Origin of the sequence: Vibrio hannami, assembly GCF_029589055.1 — a bacterium.
Lineage (GTDB): Bacteria > Pseudomonadota > Gammaproteobacteria > Enterobacterales > Vibrionaceae > Vibrio > Vibrio hannami.
In genome coordinates this window covers 501,910-516,282 of record NZ_JARQZP010000003.1, presented here as the reverse complement: position 1 = coordinate 516,282, position 14,373 = coordinate 501,910, and the positions used below count along the sequence as shown (strand labels likewise).

The window sequence follows — 14,373 nt, the reverse complement described above, 5'->3', positions numbered from 1 at the left end:
AAACCTTTTATAACGTATGTAGAAATGCTGCACCACGAACACCGGAAGAGTCACCATGAACATTCTTCACAACTCTCGTTTTTGCGGTTTTGGTAAAGGTATAGCGGTTTAGATAGGATTGAACCTTAGGATATATAGCGTCAACATTTGACATTCCCCCTCCCAGTACAATCACCTCTGGATCTACGAAGTTAACGACTGCAGCGAGAGTCCTTGCTAACTGGTCACAATATAGCTCGAAGTGCGTAATTGCATCTTCGTTGCCTTGCTCCATTAGTGCAACTATTTCCTTTGAGTTCGCTGGAAAGTGACGTTCAGAGAAAGTACGCTCAAATCCAGTACCAGAAACAAAAGACTCTGTACAATTTAACGAACCGCAATAGCATTCAATTGGTTCACCATCTTTTTCTGGGCAGAAGTTTGGTAACGGGTTGTGTCCAAGCTCGCCCCCAAGCTTGTTCAGACCAGTGACTAATCCATTATTTATCACTACGCCAGAACCACATCCCGTACCAATAATCACTGCGACACATGAATGCTGGGCATATTTGGCGGCACCATCTTTAAACTCTGAAAGAGCAAGACAATCCGCATCATTTGCAATAGCAACAGGGACATCTATCTGCTTTTGGATATCTCCAATGAAGTCCTGTCCATTAAGAACGGAAACGTTGGCGCCCTGCATAAGACCATCAATACCAACAGAGCCACAACAACCAATACCTATAGATTCAACAGTACCAAACTCAGCAACTTTGTTTATTACACTCATTACTGACTGCAAAAAACCAGAATAGCTTTCCTTATTGGTAGGTTCACGATGTTTGATTAACATTTCGTAGCTATTACTATCTAACCCTACACCTTCAACTTTTGTACCACCGATATCTAAACCAACAATCATATATCTACCCCAATAGAACGATTTTCCCGTTAAGCCTCAAGTAGCTTAGATTTGAGATCTGCTAACTCTTCACGAAGGAAAATTACTTCTTCAGCCATTTCTTTCGCCAACATACCAGTCATAATATGATCTTGAATATGGGTCAGAATAAGAGTCATTTGAACCTTACCCTCTCCTTCATCAAAACCGATAAGCGCAGTCTGAGTCTTATGTACTTCGGTAAAAGCTTCTTCAGCTTGTTCAATTAACTGTTTTGCTGCTTCAAACTCACCCGCTCTTGCTTTGAGCATTGCTTCTTTAGATGCAGACTCACCCATAGCCGCTTGCGTTAGCAACATCATTAAAAACTCTTCAGTAATATCTTCAGCTGAATTAATTTCAATGTACTCTGACATTTTCCTTACCTCTAATTTTTGTTCAGAAAACTCCCCCAAAACGTGGGGGAGAATATTAGGTCGATTAGTTATTAAGCCGTAACTGGCTGTTCTTGTGTGCTTTCTTCTGAAGCCATTGCCGCTTCTTGTTCCAAAAGTTCTTTTTCATGCAACTTAAAGAACGGATAGTAAACAACACTAGCGATCACCAGGTTTACCATTACGGTGAACAATGCAACAAGTGACCAGTTAGTTGCCCACATGGCGCCGATAGGTGCTGGAGCAGTCCATGGTGGAATAGCAACGATACGGTGCATCAACTCAAACTTAAACATACACCATGTGAAGATACCGCAAAGCTGTGGAGCTACAATCCATGGGATAAAGTAAGTTGGGTTCATTACAATCGGTGTACCAAATGAAACTGGTTCGTTAATATTGAAACAACCAGGTACGATAGACATACGACCAATCGCTTTAAGGTGCGTTGCTCGAGAACGTAGGAACATCAGAACCAAAGCCATTGTTGCACCAGAACCACCAAATTGGATAAAGAAGTCTAGTAACGGCTGAGCAAAAATAGTCGGTAGCTGTGTACCTTCTACTCCATTTGCGAGTGCTTCTTGGTTAACCGTCAGGTTCGAAAGAACAAATGGAGCAATAATACCGCCAGTAATCGCTGAACCGTGTACACCTGCCCACCACAAAACTTGTGCAATAAATGAAATCATTAACAGAGCCGGAAGCGAGTCAGATGCAGAAACTAGTGGCTTAAAGGCTTCCATGATAGCCGCTGGAATAATAAAGCCAGTCTGTGCATGAACAAACAAGTTAAGCGGATAAATAGTTACAATAACGATGGCAATAGGAATCAACAGATCAAATGAGTCACGAATTTTTTCTGGTACCTGAGGCGGTAATTTAATACCTATATTGTGTTTGTGAAGGAAATTCATCATCTCAGGGACAAATATACCAATCAACATCGCAGTGAAAATACCTGTACCCCCCATAAAGGACATGGATAGCGCCCCATCTGTAACTGGTGCTGCGACCATCAAAAATGTGGAGAGTGACAACAGGCCAGCCATGAATGGGTTTAATGTCGGGTAAAAGCGAGCGAGGTTATAGCCTAAACCCGTTACAATCCAAAGAGTCATAATACCCATTGTGAAAGTAAATGGATGTAGAATTTCACTACGATAATCGCGAGCAAAATTGGACCAAATATTATTCGCTTCATCGCCAAATGGAGGGAATGCGATAACTAGTAAGAAGGAGCCGACAATAATAAACGGAATTGCACCAATAAAGGCATCTCGAATAGCTTGAACGTGCCGTTGCGAACCTATTTTCCCTGCAACCGGTGCAACGGTACTTTGTAGGAAATTAAAAAATGTATCTTTAACAGACATTTGGAGTTCTCCAATCATGTATTTCTAGAATTTTTTACAATCTAACACCAAGTTCAGGTTACTTAGCCAAAGCAAGTGCTTGGTCCAAGATGACGTCACCACGTTGCATACCGTAATCCATCATTTCAATTTTGCCGCAACCTAAACCTTTTTCAGCACAAACTTTGCTGAAGCTATCGAACTGGTATGCGATTTGCGGAGCAACCATGCAAACATCATATTTATCAACAACGTCATTAAATTCTGATTGTGAATAAGCTTTTATTTCGACTTCAACACCTTTTGCTGTACCCGCCTCGCGCATCTTGTTAACAACCATAGAAGTCGACATACCTGCAGAACAAACTAGGAAAATTTTTGTAGCCATTTGAGTTACCTCGTATCATAAAAACATTTAGGGAGTTCTGATTCTCACCTGTTCGCCATGTAATAAAGCAGATCAACTTACAAAGTAAAAGTATATGGTTTTAAAACTATAAGCATGATCACATTATTTTATATGGTATATTGTTTGTACAGATATAGTTATAGACATAATAACCATATAGTTATTATAATATTTACATACAACACTACGACAAAATCGGCATGAGGAAAAAATGGTTAAGTATCTAGAGATTTATCAGACCATCAGAACTCGTATTGCCGATGGTGCATATAAATGTAACGACAAATTGCCTGACGGTAAGTCATTTGCCCGAGAATTTGAGTGCAGCGAGTTAACTATTAAAAAAGCTTTAGATATCTTAGTTAAAGAGGGTTTTGTCGTTAGAAAGCGTGGCGTCGGTAGCTTTGTGAAGAGACCTCTTAGCAAAGACGGCACCAAAAATCTCTATGGAACAAAGTATAAAGCCGAATCAGAAGGCTGGAACCTGAATACTCATATCGTTAACTACAGTGTCGAACCCGCAACTGCTTTTCTCGCAGAAAAACTCAACTGCGAAGATAGCGACATGCTCTATCACGTTATTCGAGCCAGATACATTGATGATGAACCTATTGCTATTGAAGATATTTACATGCCTATAGACATAGTCACTGGGCTAAGCAAAAAACATATCGAAAATTCAATATACGAGTACATTACGCAGGTTCTTCAGCTGAAAATACACAGCTCGATGATAGAAGTAACGATAACTGATGCAGAGGAAAATGATGCGAAGCATCTTGGACTTAGTAAGGAGGACAAAATTGTCAACGTTGAGCAAGTAGCTTACTTAGACAACGGTGATATTTTTGAGTACTCAAACGTTAAACATGTATGCGAGAAGTACCGACTCTCAACAAGCTTCGTAAGGATGTAGGACATAGACTTATTGAAAACTCCCGACTTTTGGCGCTTTTTTATCTCCTAAACATTTCGCGCTTGCCCTTTCTTATGAAAGGGTCTTTTTTTATTTATCTCAAATAAGGTATTACTATGAAACCATCACAATCGATTTTTAAACTAAAAAACGAGGTTCAAAACTACCCATGGGGTAGCACAACATCCATTCCTCAGCTGTTTTGCATAAATAACGATGAAAACCAACCTATTGCAGAAATTTGGATGGGTGCACACCCTAAAGCAAGTTCTGCCATTAAGGTTCAAGAAAGGACAACTCTTCTCTCTAATTTTATTGAAGAACATAAAGTCAACGTTCTCGGAGAAACCGCCGCAAAACAATTTGGCGAACTCCCATTTCTATTTAAAGTACTAGCGGCGGAAAAAGCGCTATCAATTCAGGTTCATCCATCAAAGTCTCAAGCAGAATCTGGATATAAAAAAGAGAATTCTCTCGGTATTTCCCTTACAGCATCAGATCGAAACTATAAAGACAGTAACCACAAACCAGAACTGGTTTACGCTTTAACTTCATATCTGGCTATGAACGGCTTTCGCCCATTCGTAGATATACTTTCCCAATTTGAAGGATTAAACAGTACCGCGCTTCGAGAGGACGTTAATGAGTTTTCCAAATCACTAGATTCAGATGGTCTGGCGAAACTATTTAAAACACTATTAGAATTGAGTGGCACAAAAAAACAATCTGCTATTTCTGAGTTGCTAGCCTGGGCAGAAACAGAAAAAGACCCTGTAGGAAAACTCATATTGGAACTCAACGATCAATACCCTAACGATGCAGGCTTGTTTGCACCATTATTACTTAACGTTATCGAACTTAAACCAGGTGAAGCCATGTTCCTGGATGCAGGCACACCACACGCTTACCTAAGAGGCACAGCTCTTGAGATTATGGCCAACTCGGACAACGTTCTAAGAGCAGGATTAACACCTAAGTTCATTGATACTGATGAGCTCATCTCCTGTTGCAAATTCAAGCCGTTAAACAATTGGGATATTCTCACAGAACCATCAACTGAAGGCTGTGAATCTATATTTTACATTCCAGTTGATGACTTTAATTTCGCCATCTACGAGAATCCATTTCAGCACGTTATTGAGCCAAAAGGTGCTGAGATTTGGTTCGCGATAGACAGCGACGCTACATTTGTTACGGCTTCTAATGAAGAGGTCTTGTTAACGAAAGGCGAGTCCGTTTTTATTCCTCATTACTGTGGTCAACTAACTGTAACCACTAAAGGTAAGTTGGCAAGAGCATTCTATTAAGTCGTGAGATGATCGTTCTAAACGTGAAAAAAAGGTCGCTAAAGTAAGCGACCTTTTAACACTTTCTATTTATAAAGATTAGGTATATTTTTTATAAAGACCGTTTTGCTATTCTGATATGACTTTAAAAAATCAGGAGCATTTTTCTCTTGAGCAAACGTTGCAAAGTAGTGCCCTTTTTTACCATTATCTTCGTTGTTGTTTCTCCATACTAAAGCATATGAAATTCGAGAAGTTTTGTGGTTTGCAAACACGCCAGCCCAAAAGCGTTCACTCCAAAAACGATCTTCCGTAACACCTTCTTGCCCACCTTCTGTTAATGCTGAAACTTTGTTCTTGCTCTCAGCTAAGTCTGTTAATTTCTCAAGGCTTTTTACGAACTGTTTCTGTTGTTCTGAAACAGATAGAGTATTGGCTTTATGTCCTAAGTCCCAGTAATTGTCATACCCTAGAATGTCTACATAGTCATCGCCCGCATAGCCGTACTGATAAGATTTATCAAAATCGTCAATATCCATACGAGATCGATCCGGAGAAAACGCGAAGATTAAATTGTTCTGATTTTTGTCTTTTAAGTAATCAACCGTGAATTTCCAAAGTGCAATATAATCATCCTCTGTAGTGTGTCCTTTCCCCCACCAAAACCAGTCACCATTATGCTCGTGCCATGGGCGAAATATGATAGGTATCCATACTTTTTTCCATCTATCGTCACCTTTAGATCTTCATTAAATGCGACAAATGCATCAAGGTACGACTTTAATTCAGTATTGTGTTTACCACCTGGAATCAACTCTTTAACGTACGAGTTTTTGACCCACGAATGGTGTTGATCTATAGGGCTATACATATGCCAAGAAATGGTATTCACTCCCCCTAGACGAAACACTTCTTTTATGTAGCGTTTATAGTCTGAGAACTTTACTTCATCGAGATTCTTTTCATTTCCAAGACCAATTCCCCCAATATCCAAACCAAATACAGCCGGAAGTGACCCAGTAACCTCTTTAATGTCAGAGTTAAAGGAACCATCACTGTTATACCCCCACCATTTAGCTCCATACGCTAGAGAATCTTCATGCCCAAACATAACTTTCCCATTAAGTTTGGCTAAATTTTTATACAACGCTTTTGTTTCTTCTGTTGACTCTGGGTTAATCAGTTGGCTATTAGCGAAAGTGTAAAGCGACGTTAAACTTGACACTATCAATGCCAAAGTAGCAATTTTTTTCATTATTCAATCCTAAATAATTTTTAATAAGCAAATACTTTTTCTACATTTGGATACGCTACTTGTTGGATCTTTTTCAGCATCTTAAAGCGCATATTTGACAATACATCTTGATAGCTGTTCTTATCATGAACCGATGACAGTTCATCGGGGTCTTGCTCGAGGTCAAACAACAGCTCTTTCCCTTTACTATCGCAGTAATATCTATAGCGAACATCTCTGACACTTACCTCACGAGCACCAAATGGTTCGAAATGCTCGGTGATAATAAGATCTTTATGTTCTTCGGCCTTACCCTCCATTAACCCAACTAACGATTTTCCTTGTAAGTCCTTAGCCAAAGGAACACCTGCCATTTCCAGCATTGTTGGCAACCAATCCACACTCTCTACCAACTGGTTATAGCTGGAGCTGTCTACTGATTTAGGGTAATGAATAATAAAAGGTACATTGGTGATAATGTCTTCACCCGGCATACCTTTTTGCACCCGACCGTGATCTCCTAAATACTCTCCATGATCAGAGACAAAAACGATTATCGTGTCTTCGTACTGATTGGTTTCCTTTAGTGATTCAATTAGCTGACCTACACAATCATCAACATGGCTTACTAGTGCCATATAATGTCGATGAATTTCCCTCCATTCAGTATCAGAGATGCCTTGTAGCTTTTGCATCACTTGCTCATCTTTACCAACCTTTGGTAAGGGCATGTCCTCTAAATTATATAAATCTAAAAATCTCTTAGGTGGATTTACTGGAGCATGCGGCGCGTAAAATCCTGCAACACAAAAAAAGGATTGCTGTCATTTGCCTGCCTTTGAATAAAATCTCGTGTTAGCTCAGTGACAAATCCGCTGTGGGTAAGGCTTTCATCACCTTCAAAAACAAATGGAGTTTCCGGATCTCGTTTTCTGTCACTGTATTCCGGCTTACCAAAACGTCTTGCTTGTGATGGTAATGCTGTCCTAATGGAGTCCAACTGTTCTGGTGCTTTTTGTTTTACCCATTCGGTATATGGATCATCATAACAACCAGGTTCATCTGAAATTACGTATTCATCAAAGCCATAATCTGGATGATGGTCTAAATGGTTCCGAAATGAATGTGGTAGGAAATGCAACTTGCCAAAGTTCGCGGTTCTGTATCCGTATGGCTTTAATCGCTTTTGGATTGTCATCATGTCTGTTGAGACTTCAGGACCATTTGTACCGACTCCATGAGAGCTACAGTATCGCCCTGTTAACAATGAAACCCTGCTCGGCGTGCAAATGGGGCTCTGTGTAAAATATCGCTCAAACTTTGCTCCTTTTTCTGCAAGAACATCGATATTTGGCGTTACAGCATAAGAATTGCCGTAACACCCCAATGACTTTTTACGTTGCTGGTCGGTAAACAGTAAAAGTATATTAGGGCGTTTTAACATTTTGTTTCTCCTAACTATTTTGATTCGATGTTGTTAACTCAGGTGCTTCTTCACTTTCTTCTTTCTCATTTATCAATTCACCTGGCTCCGCAGCTTTGTTGGCCAGTTTCACAAATGGAAGGTAAATCAACACACCGATCGATAAGGTACTAATTGCGAGCAGTCCCGCTTGCCAAGCACCACCAGAAGCGAGAAATGCTCCAAGACCAACTGGCGTAGTCCAAGGAACTAGAATTCCTAATGGTGGAACTAAACCTAAATATGTTATTAGCCCTGCGAATCCAAGCATAACTGTCGGCGCGATGACAAAAGGAATTGCGAAGATTGGATTAAGGATGATTGGTAAACCGAAAACCATCGTTTCACAAATATTGAATAAGCATGGTAGTAGCGCTAACTGAGCGACTTTACGATAATGAACACGACGAGAAGAAATTAAGATAGCGATAAGTAGGGCTAAAGATGCCCCTGCGCCACCGACGTTCGCATAGAGATCATAGGATAACCAAGTTACATCATGAGGTAGGTCCCACATCGAAACACCTTCAGCCACAGCTCTTAGATTATCATCTTGCATTGGGGCAAATAACATAGATTTAACGCCACCCAACACTGCCCCACCGTGAATACCAAATATCCACAACATATTTTGAATAATATCAACAGTCATTAAGCCCCATATATTACCGGCTAGATTTGCCAACGGAGCCTGAATAAGCTGAGTGATGATTGCTGGAACAGACGTACCATACAAGTTCAGTACCGCTGCTAAAGCAGAAAAAATTACTAAAGTAAATGTAGCAGGAAGCAGCTCGGCAAAGGACTTAGCTACTGCTGGAGGCACCTGATCAGGCATCTTGACTTTGAGTCGTTCACTGGCTGTAAAGTAATGAAATAATCGAGTAGCTAAGATGGATACTAGCACGCCTGCGAATAGTCCTTTTGAACTGACGTTCGCAACAGAAAAATCGGGAGTAATGATATAGAATGCAGCCAGAGCAACCAGCCCCGTACTCATAGGGTCTTTTCCTTCTTTTGCAGCTAAAAGTGAAGCTAGTTTAAAGCAAGCAAATAAAGCAAACATGTTCAGAGTGCCACCAATTAATAAATCCGACACCTTTGACATAAAACGTATAGAAATATGTTCCTGCCCTACCCAAGCCGGTAGACCAAATAAAGGATTGAGTACCAACTGACTAAACAAAATAAAGAATGAAGCTGGCATTATTAACGGCAAGGTACTAATAAATGTATCTCTAATCGAAGACACATATTTGTTGGTCGCAAAGGTGTTTATCTTTGTTCCGTGTTTATTAAAAAAGTTTTCTAAATATTTCATATCGTTCACTATGAGTTGAAATTGTAGGGTATTTATTCATCGATTAGATACTAGCACCCGCACTCCTTTCATGTGAACGAACATTTTCATGAAATTACATATATGTGATCACCATCAAAAGCATATAGTTTTGAGAGGTAAGCTTATTTCCTATTTATCAATACTTTACACGCATGTCGACGGATTCGGGATTTTATGAAAAATGAACGTATTTTTCATAACCATGAAAATCATGTTCGAACAAAGTGCTCGGTGGGGAGCTAATGGCTTATGGAATAAACGTCACGAATTTATGACTCGTGTTCTCAATAGACAATTTGTCTCGAGGTGTTTTAGGCTAGTTAATATGGGTTAGCAACTAACATTTTGGGAGATTCATGAACGGGATATGTCTCGCATATCCATCTCGCTTGTGGGTTTAAAAAAGACTACGGACTCTCGTGCAATCAGTTTTCCAGGTAACCTCTTTCCTTTTAAATTACCCCAACTCTCATCTTCCGTCATTTCAATCGACAAAGAAATTAATTCACTTGCTATTTCGTTCATGGGCATTTCAACGGTAGTTAGCCTAGGGTAGGTAAACTCCGCCAATTCTGAACCTTCAAGGCTAACAACTGAAACGTCTTCAGGTATTTCGTAGCCGAACTGCCTCAGTGTAGCCATCGCTTCTGCCGCCATTTTATCGTTGGCTGCAATTATCGCGCTAAAACGCACAGCTTTACGGCAAAGCTCCATAGAAGCAACACTTCCCTCTTCAGTTTGATCTATGACCAACCTTGAGTCCATCGGTAATTTATACTGTTCAAATACAGCTTTGTAGCCTTCTACTCTCTGCTCTCCAAGCTGCCCCTTTCCAGTAAACAAAGCTATTTCTTTATGATTTTTCGCAATCAAATATTGGCATGCGGAGGCACATGCTGATGCATGATCATATCCAAGAGAATTACTTAATCCTTTATTTTTACTATCAAACCTTATGATAACTTGTTCTGTATGTATAAACTCATCTACATCTATATCTCTGAGTTCAGTTTCAACAAGTAGTATGATTTTACAGCCTTGATCGCATAACAACTTCACATACTCTTTCTCCCGACTACGTATACCTTCGCCGTTAAAAATCATTAGCTGTTTGCCCTCTTGAATAGCTCGTTGCTGCGCAGCCACATAAAAATGACCAAAACTGGCTGTAGAAATCTGAGAAACAACCATGCCTATTTTTGTGTTGGCAACTGTTACGTCATCTACAACAAGCTTACCCAGCAAGTCATCAACTGCCTCCGGGTTATACCCTAACTTCATTGCGGCCTTGAGAACTAATTCTTTAGTTTCTTTTTTTACAGTAGCATTTCCATTGAACACTCTTGACACAGTTGCATTAGATACATTTGCAAGTAAAGAAACATCGTTGATTGTTGCCATCTTCTTTTCTGTCTTTATTAGTGAAGTTTTTTCATCTTGAGTACTTAAGCCGCAAGGTACAACTGAAGATTTACTGTGTTTTGCGTGGTTCTCAATTTCATTCTTCATGAAAATACTTCTATTAACTGAATATATGTGTCATATTTCCATAGTTTTCATAAGAATGAAAGCCAATAACAACAATATATCGATTAAAGTGTCGTTTGGCATCGAGTAATGCAAGAAGATGTTTGATGCGCTTCTTTCATGTACTGTCATCAACGGGTTAAAGGCCAACTCGTAATATCCGCTTAGTTATTAGGTAGTATTGGATGAATTTCAAAAAAGTTTTGTAAGTAATCGAATCTCATTTTCTCCTATCCAACTAGAAGATAGTAACGGTGTTTTCGATGCTATTTCGCACCCAAACTTTCCGCCGCAATTGCCTTTGGCCCAGTATAAAACTAAAGATGCAACAGATACATGGTGCAAGGAAGGAATCGATTTTTGGAAACAAAATACTCGATTTGTTTGGACAGGTAGAGACAAAACGACCAATAAGATTCTTGGTCAAGTAACTTTAACACCAAATAAAAAAGGGTATTTTCTAGCTTATTGGGTCAACCCTGATTATTGGAATTGTGGCATCGCAACAGAAATGTGCTCAACTCTAATAGAACAACTAAGATTGTGCGAAATAGACAAACCTATATGGGCCAGTGTTCACAACTGGAATGCTCAAAGTAATGCTGTTTTATCTAAGCTAGGTTTTGAATTGGATCATTGTAATGTTATTGAGGGTTCTTCTTTAACCAGAACTTATGTATTCCACCTAAACAATAATAAATAACTCTGAATAGCACCAATTCAGAAGTTACACCAACGATGTTTGTATAATATATTTCTACATTCCTCGATTATTCGCTTCAATTTATATTAAAAACTAAGAGTAATTAAGCTGAACCAGACTCAATTAAACGATAAATATGTTAAGAAAAATCACTAACGTTAAAGTAATCAAAGCAATAGATTATATCCTATTAAACCTTCACAACCAACTTAGCGTAGAGCATGTAGCCAACTATTGTAATAGTTCAAAATACCACTTTAACCGTATTTTTAGAGAACAAACCGGAGAAAGCATTTATGCATTTGTGAAAAGGTTAAGAATAGAGACTAGTGCCTTTCGGCTTGGATTACATACCAATCATAGAATCACAGATATAGCTTTGGATTACGGCTACAGCTCGTCTAACTTTAGTACGGTATTTGCAAAACATATGGCTATATCTCCAAGCAAATTGAAGAAACTTAAGCGAGAAAATAATTATGATACGACGAGTCCTTTTGATTCATCAGTCATTCAATATCAAAACTACCATTACTACAATGATCGAATTGTTATCAATAACCTAGAGAACGTAAATGTCGTATTTAATCGATATATTGGTAGCTATAAAGATTTAAGACTGCTCTGGCCTCAATTTATCCAAGAGCATAGTCTTCTGTGTACGGACAACACCCGCTTTATAGAAATTACATGGAATGACCCCAACATTACGGATCACAATCGTTGCTTGTTCGATTTATGTATATCCGTTGATCAAAACAACGTAGTACCCACCAACAAACTCATCAAAGGCTGTAAAGTTGCTACATTTTCCTTCAAAGGACCGGCTCCAAACATAAATGAAGCCTATAAAGGCCTAGTGAATGTTTGGTTACCACAGTCCCCCTACCTTCCGCTAGGGCGCCCTGCTCATGACTTTTATATTGGTTGTTGTCCAAGAACCGGTGATGTTGAGATTGATATAAATGTTGCCATAAAAACAAGCATGGATTGAGAAGTTTTCGTGGTAAGGCCAATGTAAAGTAAGCAAAACTATTCTATGGGATATGAATAATGGAGCTTAGACTAATTCGGCAACAGTTACCTCTGACAATCATAAAGTTCGCTATACCTTCAATCTTTTCAATGATATTAACCTCTTCTCTCTCGATTATTGATGGTTATTTTATTGGTAACTTCATTGGTAAATCTGCTCTTTCAGCTGTAAATATAGGGTTACCTTTCTCCTTTTTTAATTTAGCCATCGGTATTATGGTCGGAGTTGGCGGTGTATCACAGGCATCTCAACTAATAGGAGCCAATAAGCATAAACTGAGCAACTGTATTTTTAATCAAACACTGCTAACCGGCTTAGTTCTATTAGTCATATCCGCTATGTTATCTAGTGTATTGATCTCTCCTATATCGGAACAGATCAAACTAGAAGTTGCAGTAAGACAACACTTTATTGATTATTACTCTTTGATAATTTTCGCTTATCCGTTAGCAATGCTTAATGTTATTGGGGGAATGTTTGTCCGGGCTGAAGGAAACCCTAACATACCTCTGGTCTTGTCAATTATATCTGTAGTATTAAACGCATCTTTAGATTATACGTTGGTTGTGCATTTCAACTTTGGAGTAAAAGGAATTGCAATTGCTTCCGTCATCTCGGTACTTGTTAACTCTATCTACTTGTTCTCTTATATCCGGACAAAATCTCGAATCTTCAACATTCAGCGATTTGTACTTTCTCGAGCTGTATTAGTCGATACTTTCAAAAATGGGTCATCTGAGTTCATTGGACAGTTTTCAATATGTATTACAACCATCACCCTAAACCACACAATTGTAACAACTGGTGGGGTAGACAGTTTGACTGCATACACATTGGTAAATTATTCGGGATACCTATTTACTATGATAGTGATTGGGCTTGCTCAAGCCTCTGCGACTTTGGTTGGTTACTCATACGGAGCAAGTGATTATGGGCTGGCAAAGAAAGTGCGAAATTTTAGTATAATATATGTCACTATTTTGGGTTTGCTTTCAATGCTCTTTCTTTTGCTTAACGTCGATAGATATAGCCTCCTATTTATAGACAACAATCATGTTGGAGAAGTAGCAAGATCTGGTATTCCTTACTATTCAATAATGTTCCTATTTGTCGGCACCAACATCATCACTTCGTTCTACTATACATCAGTGGGGAATGTGCTTGCATCGACCGCTATTTCAGCTGCTCGTGGGCTGGTTATTTTACTTGCATGTATACTTATTCTTCCTAAATTTTGCGGAGTAAAGGCTATATGGTTAATCGCGCCGACCACCGAGCTGCTCACCTTTTTTATTTCATGCTGGTTATTAGCAAAAGAAGAGGCTTGTCCCGAGGTTTTAGAAACAACTCTAAGTAATCAATCTACTAAGATGATACCCAGTACCACTAGAACAGATTATGACTAGATAACGCAGAAACCACTCATCTGAACTTATAGCGAAGGTCGTACTTCTCTTTAGTAGGCTAACCAGTGTACAACCACTATAGATCAACTGAGTTTCCCAAAACCTTGTTTTTAACTTTTGACAAAAATTCTAGTTCAGGCATCTTCCCCAACCTTTTGCTAAGGTCATAGTTTTTTATCTTGGCTTCCATCGATTTTACGTAAAGATAAACAGGAAGTTTTAGAGCTTCGACCACCAAACTTTTGTACAAATCCACTATCCTGTCACTGAGAGGTTTTGTCGAACGTCCTTCTTTGTATGTCGTCTCGTATTTATCAATAAAACTGAATAACTTTGATTGGTGGACGATTGAACGCTTAATTTCGTTCAATGAGTTGGTA

Annotated in this window: 13 protein-coding genes and 1 pseudogene; 5 read left to right on the top strand and 9 right to left on the bottom strand. The window is 39.1% G+C overall.

The genetic code is table 11. The features are described from left to right. Positions 1–7: 7 nt before the first annotated feature. The 4 genes from P7F88_RS03995 to P7F88_RS03980 all read right to left on the bottom strand — a co-directional run bounded on the left by P7F88_RS03995 (position 8) and on the right by P7F88_RS03980 (position 3,060). A complete protein-coding gene (locus P7F88_RS03995; RefSeq protein WP_277822088.1) occupies positions 8–904 on the bottom strand; it encodes an ROK family protein in 897 nt (298 codons plus the stop codon). Positions 905–933: 29 nt separating this feature from the next. Then, on the bottom strand, positions 934–1,299 hold the full coding sequence (locus P7F88_RS03990) for a PTS lactose/cellobiose transporter subunit IIA (RefSeq protein ID WP_277822086.1): 366 nt from the start codon (positions 1,297–1,299) through the stop codon (positions 934–936). 71 nt (positions 1,300–1,370) lie between these two features. Then, on the bottom strand, positions 1,371–2,693 hold the full coding sequence (locus tag P7F88_RS03985) for a PTS sugar transporter subunit IIC (protein ID WP_277822084.1): 1,323 nt from the start codon (positions 2,691–2,693) through the stop codon (positions 1,371–1,373). 58 nt (positions 2,694–2,751) lie between these two features. Beyond that, positions 2,752–3,060 (bottom strand): PTS sugar transporter subunit IIB, encoded by a 309-nt coding sequence (locus P7F88_RS03980; protein WP_277822082.1) that lies wholly within the window; start codon positions 3,058–3,060, stop codon positions 2,752–2,754. A gap of 232 nt (positions 3,061–3,292) precedes the next feature. Here P7F88_RS03980 and P7F88_RS03975 point away from each other — a divergent pair, with 232 nt between their 5' ends. Next, positions 3,293–3,997: a GntR family transcriptional regulator gene (locus tag P7F88_RS03975; RefSeq protein ID WP_277822080.1), complete on the top strand. Its 705-nt coding sequence runs from the start codon at positions 3,293–3,295 to the stop codon at positions 3,995–3,997. 116 nt (positions 3,998–4,113) lie between these two features. Next, complete coding sequence (manA, locus tag P7F88_RS03970; protein ID WP_277822077.1) at positions 4,114–5,304, top strand: mannose-6-phosphate isomerase, class I; 1,191 nt, start codon at positions 4,114–4,116, stop codon at positions 5,302–5,304. Between the two features lie 65 nt (positions 5,305–5,369). On the opposite strand, the gene P7F88_RS03965 is transcribed toward manA, so the two are convergent. The 5 genes and pseudogenes from P7F88_RS03965 to P7F88_RS03940 all read right to left on the bottom strand — a co-directional run bounded on the left by P7F88_RS03965 (position 5,370) and on the right by P7F88_RS03940 (position 10,830). Then, positions 5,370–5,984, bottom strand: coding sequence for a glycoside hydrolase family 26 protein (locus P7F88_RS03965; RefSeq protein ID WP_277824549.1), 615 nt, complete (start codon positions 5,982–5,984; stop codon positions 5,370–5,372). Next, the gene (locus P7F88_RS03960; RefSeq protein WP_277822075.1) at positions 5,876–6,538 is read right to left on the bottom strand and encodes a glycosyl hydrolase; all 663 of its coding nucleotides are present in this window, start codon (positions 6,536–6,538) and stop codon (positions 5,876–5,878) included. The genes P7F88_RS03965 and P7F88_RS03960 overlap by 109 nt, the downstream gene beginning before the upstream one ends. Before the next feature lie 20 nt (positions 6,539–6,558). Further along, a pseudogene (locus P7F88_RS03950) lies at positions 6,559–7,961 on the bottom strand (sulfatase family protein). Between the two features lie 10 nt (positions 7,962–7,971). Continuing rightward, a complete protein-coding gene (locus P7F88_RS03945) occupies positions 7,972–9,300 on the bottom strand; it encodes a PTS sugar transporter subunit IIC (protein ID WP_277822073.1) in 1,329 nt (442 codons plus the stop codon). 375 nt (positions 9,301–9,675) lie between these two features. After that, positions 9,676–10,830 carry a LacI family DNA-binding transcriptional regulator gene (locus P7F88_RS03940; protein ID WP_277822071.1) on the bottom strand — a complete coding sequence of 385 codons (1,155 nt, stop codon included), beginning with the start codon at positions 10,828–10,830 and terminating at the stop codon, positions 9,676–9,678. A gap of 199 nt (positions 10,831–11,029) precedes the next feature. On the opposite strand from P7F88_RS03940, the gene P7F88_RS03935 reads away from it, so the two are divergent. From P7F88_RS03935 to P7F88_RS03925, 3 genes are all read left to right on the top strand, one after another. Further along, the gene (locus P7F88_RS03935) at positions 11,030–11,551 is read left to right on the top strand and encodes a GNAT family N-acetyltransferase (protein WP_277822069.1); all 522 of its coding nucleotides are present in this window, start codon (positions 11,030–11,032) and stop codon (positions 11,549–11,551) included. Positions 11,552–11,687: 136 nt separating this feature from the next. Next, the gene (locus tag P7F88_RS03930; RefSeq protein ID WP_277822068.1) at positions 11,688–12,545 is read left to right on the top strand and encodes an AraC family transcriptional regulator; all 858 of its coding nucleotides are present in this window, start codon (positions 11,688–11,690) and stop codon (positions 12,543–12,545) included. Positions 12,546–12,604: 59 nt separating this feature from the next. Then, positions 12,605–13,993: an MATE family efflux transporter gene (locus P7F88_RS03925; protein ID WP_277822066.1), complete on the top strand. Its 1,389-nt coding sequence runs from the start codon at positions 12,605–12,607 to the stop codon at positions 13,991–13,993. Positions 13,994–14,373 lie beyond the last annotated feature (380 nt).

Bases quoted from the DNA above. Each gene is read 5' to 3' on its own strand.
- P7F88_RS03945 (WP_277822073.1), bottom strand. From the start codon at position 9,300: ATGAAATATTTAGAAAACTTTTTTAATAAACACGGAACAAAGATAAAC.
- P7F88_RS03930 (WP_277822068.1), top strand. From the start codon at position 11,688: ATGTTAAGAAAAATCACTAACGTTAAAGTAATCAAAGCAATAGATTAT.
- P7F88_RS03925 (WP_277822066.1), top strand. From the start codon at position 12,605: ATGGAGCTTAGACTAATTCGGCAACAGTTACCTCTGACAATCATAAAG.
- P7F88_RS03995 (WP_277822088.1), bottom strand. From the start codon at position 904: ATGATTGTTGGTTTAGATATCGGTGGTACAAAAGTTGAAGGTGTAGGG.
- P7F88_RS03990 (WP_277822086.1), bottom strand. From the start codon at position 1,299: ATGTCAGAGTACATTGAAATTAATTCAGCTGAAGATATTACTGAAGAG.
- P7F88_RS03940 (WP_277822071.1), bottom strand. From the start codon at position 10,830: ATGAAGAATGAAATTGAGAACCACGCAAAACACAGTAAATCTTCAGTT.
- P7F88_RS03980 (WP_277822082.1), bottom strand. From the start codon at position 3,060: ATGGCTACAAAAATTTTCCTAGTTTGTTCTGCAGGTATGTCGACTTCT.
- P7F88_RS03960 (WP_277822075.1), bottom strand. From the start codon at position 6,538: ATGAAAAAAATTGCTACTTTGGCATTGATAGTGTCAAGTTTAACGTCG.
- P7F88_RS03985 (WP_277822084.1), bottom strand. From the start codon at position 2,693: ATGTCTGTTAAAGATACATTTTTTAATTTCCTACAAAGTACCGTTGCA.
- manA (WP_277822077.1), top strand. From the start codon at position 4,114: ATGAAACCATCACAATCGATTTTTAAACTAAAAAACGAGGTTCAAAAC.
- P7F88_RS03975 (WP_277822080.1), top strand. From the start codon at position 3,293: ATGGTTAAGTATCTAGAGATTTATCAGACCATCAGAACTCGTATTGCC.